General features: G+C 59.3%; 5 protein-coding genes and 2 rRNA genes (1 of these 7 only partly in view). 3 read left to right on the top strand and 4 right to left on the bottom strand.

The window, feature by feature from the left end; genetic code table 11:
* Window positions 1–1,654 (top strand): 23S ribosomal RNA (locus tag F9Z44_RS18760); it begins 1,225 nt to the left of the window's first position.
* 174 nt (window positions 1,655–1,828) lie between these two features.
* Window positions 1,829–1,941, top strand: a 5S ribosomal RNA gene (gene rrf / locus F9Z44_RS18755).
* Window positions 1,942–2,042: 101 nt separating this feature from the next.
* On the opposite strand, the gene F9Z44_RS18750 is transcribed toward rrf, so the two are convergent.
* Window positions 2,043–2,996, bottom strand: a complete 954-nt coding sequence (locus tag F9Z44_RS18750) for an MBL fold metallo-hydrolase (protein ID WP_159608218.1) — start codon at window positions 2,994–2,996, stop codon at window positions 2,043–2,045.
* Window positions 2,997–3,052: 56 nt separating this feature from the next.
* Window positions 3,053–3,790 (bottom strand): FFLEELY motif protein, encoded by a 738-nt coding sequence (locus tag F9Z44_RS18745; RefSeq protein WP_236574188.1) that lies wholly within the window; start codon window positions 3,788–3,790, stop codon window positions 3,053–3,055.
* 116 nt (window positions 3,791–3,906) lie between these two features.
* Between F9Z44_RS18745 and F9Z44_RS18740 the strand changes: the two genes are divergently transcribed.
* Entirely contained in the window at window positions 3,907–4,902 is a 996-nt protein-coding gene (locus F9Z44_RS18740) for an esterase/lipase family protein (protein ID WP_159608217.1), read from the top strand.
* Here F9Z44_RS18740 and phhA read toward each other — a convergent pair.
* Window positions 4,824–5,678, bottom strand: coding sequence for a phenylalanine 4-monooxygenase (gene phhA, locus F9Z44_RS18735; RefSeq protein WP_159608216.1), 855 nt, complete (start codon window positions 5,676–5,678; stop codon window positions 4,824–4,826). The genes F9Z44_RS18740 and phhA overlap by 79 nt on opposite strands.
* Before the next feature lie 11 nt (window positions 5,679–5,689).
* On the bottom strand, window positions 5,690–6,811 hold the full coding sequence (hppD, locus tag F9Z44_RS18730) for a 4-hydroxyphenylpyruvate dioxygenase (RefSeq protein ID WP_159608215.1): 1,122 nt from the start codon (window positions 6,809–6,811) through the stop codon (window positions 5,690–5,692).
* Window positions 6,812–6,847 lie beyond the last annotated feature (36 nt).

Raw genomic sequence — 6,847 nt, 5'->3', positions numbered from 1 at the left:
TGGAGGTATCAGAAGTGCGAATGCTGACATGAGTAGCGTTAAAGGGGGTGAAAAGCCCCCTCGCCGTAAGCGCAAGGTTTCCTACGCAACGTTCATCGGCGTAGGGTGAGTCGGCCCCTAAGGCGAGGCAGAGATGCGTAGCTGATGGGAAACAGGTCAATATTCCTGTACCGATTACAAGTGCGATGTGGGGACGGATCTTAATAGGTTATCCGGCTGTTGGATGTGCCGGTTTAGACAGATGTAGGCGACACGTAGGCAAATCCGCGTGTCATATACCGAGGCTGTTGATCGAGCGAGCTTGCTCGCGAAGTAACTGAACGAGGTCCCAGGAAAAGCCACTAAGCTTCAGCTTGTAATTGACCGTACCGCAAACCGACACTGGTGCGCGAGATGAGTATTCTAAGGCGCTTGAGAGAACTCAGGAGAAGGAACTCGGCAAATTGACACCGTAACTTCGGAAGAAGGTGTGCCCTAGTAGTGTGATGAGAACATCTGAGCACGAATGGGTTGCAAAAAATTGGTGGCTGCGACTGTTTATTAAAAACACAGCACTCTGCAAACACGAAAGTGGACGTATAGGGTGTGACGCCTGCCCGGTGCTGGAAGATTAATTGATGGGGTGCAAGCTCTTGATCGAAGTCCCAGTAAACGGCGGCCGTAACTATAACGGTCCTAAGGTAGCGAAATTCCTTGTCGGGTAAGTTCCGACCTGCACGAATGGCGTAACGATGGCCACACTGTCTCCTCCTGAGACTCAGCGAAGTTGAAATGTTTGTGATGATGCAATCTCCCCGCGGAAAGACGGAAAGACCCCATGAACCTTTACTGTAGCTTTGTATTGGACTTTGAACAGATCTGTGTAGGATAGGTGGGAGGCTTTGAAGCAGGGTCGCTAGATCTTGTGGAGCCAACGTTGAAATACCACCCTGGTGTGTTTGAGGTTCTAACCTAGGTCCATTATCTGGATCGGGGACAGTGCATGGTAGGCAGTTTGACTGGGGCGGTCTCCTCCCAAAGTGTAACGGAGGAGTTCGAAGGTACGCTAGGTACGGTCGGACATCGTGCTAATAGTGCAATGGCATAAGCGTGCTTAACTGCGAGACTGACAAGTCGAGCAGATGCGAAAGCAGGACATAGTGATCCGGTGGTTCTGTATGGAAGGGCCATCGCTCAACGGATAAAAGGTACTCTGGGGATAACAGGCTGATACCGCCCAAGAGTTCATATCGACGGCGGTGTTTGGCACCTCGATGTCGGCTCATCTCATCCTGGGGCTGTAGCCGGTCCCAAGGGTATGGCTGTTCGCCATTTAAAGAGGTACGTGAGCTGGGTTTAAAACGTCGTGAGACAGTTTGGTCCCTATCTTCCGTGGGCGCTGCAGATTTGAGGAAGCCTGCTCCTAGTACGAGAGGACCGGAGTGGACGCACCTCTGGTGTACCGGTTGTCACGCCAGTGGCATTGCCGGGTAGCTAAGTGCGGAAGAGATAACCGCTGAAAGCATCTAAGCGGGAAACTCGTTCCAAGATGAGATCTGCCGGGGCCTTGAGCCCCCTAAAGAGTCGTTCAAGACCAGGACGTTGATAGGTCAGGTGTGGAAGCGCAGTAATGCGTTAAGCTAACTGATACTAATTGCTCGTGAGGCTTGACCCTATAACTTTGATAAAATCTCAAAGTCAAATGTCATACGACAGAAATGTCATGTGTATGCCGATTTGAATCGATACGTCGATTCAGCTCGTTGGCAGCAATCAAAAAATCAGCTGATTCGAAGCTCTATGAATTCGTTCGGGCTGTGCGCGTGCACAGTCAGGACAACAAGTTATGCCTGACGACCATAGCGAGGTGGTACCACTCCTTCCCATCCCGAACAGGACAGTGAAACGCCTTTGCGCCGATGATAGTGCGGGTTCCCGTGTGAAAGTAGGTCATCGTCAGGCTCTTACCCAGCCCCCCAAACCCCCTCGTGCCTCCAGGTGCCTGGGGGTTTGGGCTTTATGGCGGCAAATGTTCTGTGGTCCTTCGATCGCATTCTCCGCATTCAGGCGTTGTAGATGTGACCCGATTCCAGACGCAGTGCACGACTGGAGTTCAGTTCGTCTAGCAAGGTCTGGAGCGAGTCTTCAAGAGATGGTTCGTTGGCGAAAGTGGTGCGTTGTTCAATGATCGAGATGTAAGGCGTGGTCTTGTACCAATGAAGCAAGTCTTCAAAGGACACGGACTGCCATTCCAGAAGCTTGAACTTGATCAGCACCTTCAGCGCGTGCCGTCGGTGCTTGGCCGGATGGCGCACGAACTGATCAAGGCGACTACGGGCTCGCTGCAGGGCTCCCCTGATATCGAAAAAGACAGCTCCATGGCCGGGGATGACGACGCTGGGAGCCAAGCTTGCTATCAGATCCAACGTGGCGGATACGTCGTCGAAGGCATCGGTGCCTTCAAGTTCCGGGAAAACGATGCCAAATCCGTTCCCCCACAAGGCATCTGCCGAGATGAGGATTCCAGACTCGCGCTGAAACAGGATCACCGAATGGGGATCGTGCCCTTTCGCGGCGTGAATTTCCCAACCGTCACGTCCCAACTGAATGCTCTTGCCAGGCCTCAAGGTTCCTTGGTGCTTGAACGCTGGGCATGATTGGCCTGTGGGTTCGTAAGTCAACGCGACAGGGTCCCAATCTGCAACCGAGCCCGCTTGTCCCGGAGGAATCAGTGTTTGCAGTTGAGGAAACGCGTCCTGCAGAGAGGCATTTCCCCCGCAATGATCGCTGTGCAGGTGCGTGTTCAGTAGAAGGTCCAGCGGGCGGCCTTTCAGCGCCCCTTGCACAAGCGAGACAGTTTGACGGGAATGAATGCAATACCCGGAGTCAACGAGTGAGCTCGGACCGTCGCCCATGAGCAGCACGTTGTTTGACGAAAGCCAGCCGCGCTCGAAGACCGTGATTCCCTGGGCGGCCAGGCTGGCTGCTACCGTGCTCTTGTCGTGCGAGGCGATCATGCTGGCGGATCTCGTTCTGAGGGAGTTCAGTTGGGCTGGGCGCTGCGCCGTTTGACTCAGTTGCTGCTGGTCAACTCACGGGTTAGTGCTTCGCTGCAAGCGTCCATGGGTTGCTCGAAGAAGGCCTGCACCCAGCGGGACTCGCGTTCATTGATCGCGTTCAGGAACGGTCGTGCATCGCCCAGGCTTGAGAACGCATCGAAACCGCTTTCCAGAAAGTGCTGAAGGACGTCAAGACCGGCCACACGCGCTGGATTGCGCATCATGCGAAGGCCAAGGCGCAGGCTCTTCATGCGCGTGAGCCGCTGCAATTCAAGTCCCATGTGTTGAATGACCGTCAGCTGCCGCTCGCGGGACTCTCTGGAGTTGGTCAGGCGCCAGCTCAAGATATAGCGGGTCGCTGCAGGTAAGCCAGGATCAAGCGTCTGCCAGTGGGTGGCCAGCTTCTGGTCAAGCACTTCAGTCAGCGCGTGGGTCTCGGCGAGATCCACTGCGAGTTGGGCCACCGCCTCTGGAAACAAACGCTCAAGGGCTCCAGCGATTCGCGAGAACTGGGCGTCACGTTGGACGAAATCGTGTACGCCATAAAGCTCGTCCAGAAAGAATCGGGTGGCCGGTGCGTACCGCGGATGCTGCAAGAAGTCGGAATAGGTCGCTCGAAATCGATGGGCTTGCAGCAACTTGACTTCGTCGACAGCCGACTGCCAGCCTTCAGTGTGTGCCTGCCGGCGCAACTGATCCACACGCGCAAGATGCGTCCGGATGAGGTCTGCGGCACTGGTGTTCTGGCTCATGGTTAGGCGGGCGACTTGCGAAGAGTCTAGCCCTGTCGCTGCCCTATGAGTGTCGCGCGTGATCGCTTTGTGCGTGCGCAAGGCGGATTGCATGGCGGCCATGCGATAGTTTGGTGATGGAACCCTTGAACACACCCAATCTCTTGGTGCGGACCCACGAGTCACCGTCGACGTTGGCCCGACTGCAACAGGCGATCGTGCTGGGCGCATTGGCGGCGGCCAGTCTATGGCTATGGGCGATGGGGCCACGCTCTGCGGTCTGGGCTGTTGCAGGTGTCGTCTTTGTGTTCCTGGGGTACGCGGCGGTCCTTGCGATTGAAATGGTGGCTGCAGCGGTGGTCAACCGGGGGGACGCAAGCACCCGGGCCCAGGTGTCTCAATGGATCGCCGCCTGGTGGCAAGAGGTGAGGGTGGCTCCGCAGGTGTTTGGCTGGCGGCAGCCCTTCTGCTGGCGGCACATGCCCGACACCGTTGCCGCTTCAGACACCTCCCGTCCCGCGGTGGTCTTGATTCACGGATTTGTTTGCAACCGCGGATTCTGGTTGCCCTGGATGAGGCGGCTGCGCGAACTCCAGGTGCCCTACGTGTCGGTCAACCTGGAGCCGATCTTCGGCTCGATTGACGAGTACGTGCCGCTCGTCGATGCTGCCGTGAACCGCGCGACGGCGCTGACAGGCCGGGCGCCTACGCTCATCTGTCACAGCATGGGCGGGCTGGCGGCGCGGGCGTGGTTGGCCAGCGCCGCAGACGCCAGTGCTCGCATCGACAAGGTCATCACCATCGGATCACCTCACCGCGGCACGTGGCTGGCGCGGTTCAGCCATTTGAACAACGGGCGTCAGATGCGCCACGACGGCGACTGGCAGCAGGCGTTGCTGGCGCGCGAACTGCTTTTGCACCCGCAGCGCAACACGGGGCGCTTCGTCTGTTGGTACAGCAACACCGACAACATCGTCTTCCCGGCGTCCACTGCTACTTTGCCCGGCGCTGACAACCGCCTCGTGCCCGGCGCAGCGCACGTCGCGCTGGCGTTTCACCCCAGGGTGATGAACGAGTCGCTTGCGATGGTCGCGTCGGCCCCGAGTTCACCAAGCGAGCGCACCGTCTCGTAGAGCGGTGCGAAGTCGGGCGCGGTCATATCGAACAGCTGTTCGAAGCTGTCGATGACGAAGTAGGTGGCCTGGTAGTCGTCGATCTTGTAGCGCGTGCGCATGCAGCGCAGCAGGTCCAGCGCGATGCGCCGTGGCTTGGGGCTGGTGACGCTGTGGCGCAGCTCGCCTGACGAACTCAGGATGCCAGCGCCATAAGCCCGCAGCCCGTTGGCCTGGCGGATCAGGCCGAATTCGATGGTGTACCAATACAGCCGCGAAAGCAGTTCGCCCGCGCCCAGGTCGTGCGCCTTCAGGCCCCCGACGCCGTAGCGCTGCACGTAGTCGGCGAACACCGGATTGAACAGCAGCGGCACGTGGCCGAACAGGTCGTGAAACACGTCGGGCTCAACGATGTAGTCGAACTCTTCCGGATTGCGAATCCAGTCGGTGACGGGGAAGCGCCGGTGGGCGAGAAGATCGAAAAAGGGGCGCTCCGGAATGAGGCCAGGCACCGCCACCAACTCCCAGCCGGTCGCGGACCGAAGTCGAACGTTGATTTCCTCGAAGCGGGGAATGTGATCCTTGATGCCCAGCGAGGGGAGGGCTTCGATGAAGGCGTCGCATGCCAGGCCGGGCAACAGCGCGGTCTGGCGCTCGTAGAGGCGGCGATAGGTGTCGTGGTCGGCCGCGGTGTACGAGGCCCAGTTTTGCGGGCAGGTGTAGTCGGCCAGCGCGCGCGAGTAGTCACCGCGCGGTGGACGCTCGCTGGCACCATACACAACGGGTTCAACGGCCATGGCGTGCGCCCTCAGGCCTTGAGCACGCCGCGGCGCACCTGGTCGAGTTCCATGGTCTCGAAGAGCGCCTTGAAGTTGCCCTCACCGAAGCCCTGGTTGCCCTTGCGCTGGATGAACTCGAAGAAGATCGGGCCCAGCTGGTTCTCGCTGAAGATCTGCAGCAGCAGTTCACCAGGCGCGCCATCCACCAGGATGTTGCGCTGCTTCAGCGCCTCCACATTTTCACTGTGGTTGGGGATGCGCTTGGGCAGCAGCTCGTAGTAGGTCTCGCTGGTGTTGAGCAGCTTCACGCCGCTGAGCTCCAGCGCGTCCACCGTGTCGTACAGGTTGGTCGAGCCCATGGCGATGTGCTGGATCCCCTCGCCGTGGTACCGGTCCAGGTACTCCTGGATCTGTCCCGCCTTCTCGTTGCCTTCTTCGTTGATCGGGATGCGGATCTTGCCGCAAGGACTGGTCATGGCCTTGCTCTTCACGCCGGTGGCCTGGCCCTCGATGTCGAAGTAGCGCACCTCGCGGAAGTTGAACAGGCGCTCGTAGAAGCCTGCCCACTCGTCCATGCGGCCGCGGTGCACGTTGTGCGTGAGGTGGTCGATGTAGGTCAGGCCATGGCCTGCGGGGTTGAGCTCGGCACCGGGCAGCGGCTCGAAGTCCACGTCGAAGAAGCCGATGTTGCCGATGTCGCCCTCTTTGGTGCCGTTTTTGCCGCGCCAGCGGTCGATGAAATAGATGATGGAGTCGCCGATGCCCTTGATGGCCGGGATGTTCAGTTCGCCCGGGCCGGCCGACTGCGCGTAGCCCCAGGCGCCGAGCGCAATCGCACGCTCGTAAGCGGCCTTGGCGTCGCGCACGCGGAAGGCGATCGCGCACACGCTGGGGCCATGCAAACGCGCGAAGCGCTGCGCGAAGCTGTCGGGCTCGGCATTGATGATGAAGTTGATCTCGCCCTGGCGGTACAGCGTCACGGCCTTGTGCCGGTGCTTCGCGATCGGCTTGAAGCCCATGCGCTCGAACAGCGCACCCATGGCCACCGGGTCGGGCGCGGCGTATTCGATGAACTCGAAACCGTCGGTGCCCATGGGGTTCTCCCATTCGGTCGCGGCGGTCTGGACGGCGGTGGGCAGGGCTGAGTTCATGGCGGTCTCCGGTGGCGTGGGGGGATGCGCCACTGT

Source organism: Hydrogenophaga sp. PBL-H3 (genome assembly GCF_010104355.1).
In the GTDB taxonomy this organism is placed as follows: Bacteria; Pseudomonadota; Gammaproteobacteria; order Burkholderiales; family Burkholderiaceae_C; genus Hydrogenophaga.
The sequence above is the reverse complement of the archived record's forward strand: the minus strand, read 5'-3'. Positions and strand labels throughout refer to the sequence as shown.

Excerpts from the sequence above, each read along its gene's own strand:
- phhA (WP_159608216.1), bottom strand. The coding sequence starts at position 5,678 with ATGGCCGTTGAACCCGTTGTGTATGGTGCCAGCGAGCGTCCACCGCGC.
- hppD (WP_159608215.1), bottom strand. The coding sequence starts at position 6,811 with ATGAACTCAGCCCTGCCCACCGCCGTCCAGACCGCCGCGACCGAATGG.
- F9Z44_RS18750 (WP_159608218.1), bottom strand. The coding sequence starts at position 2,996 with ATGATCGCCTCGCACGACAAGAGCACGGTAGCAGCCAGCCTGGCCGCC.
- F9Z44_RS18740 (WP_159608217.1), top strand. The coding sequence starts at position 3,907 with ATGGAACCCTTGAACACACCCAATCTCTTGGTGCGGACCCACGAGTCA.
- F9Z44_RS18745 (WP_236574188.1), bottom strand. The coding sequence starts at position 3,790 with ATGAGCCAGAACACCAGTGCCGCAGACCTCATCCGGACGCATCTTGCG.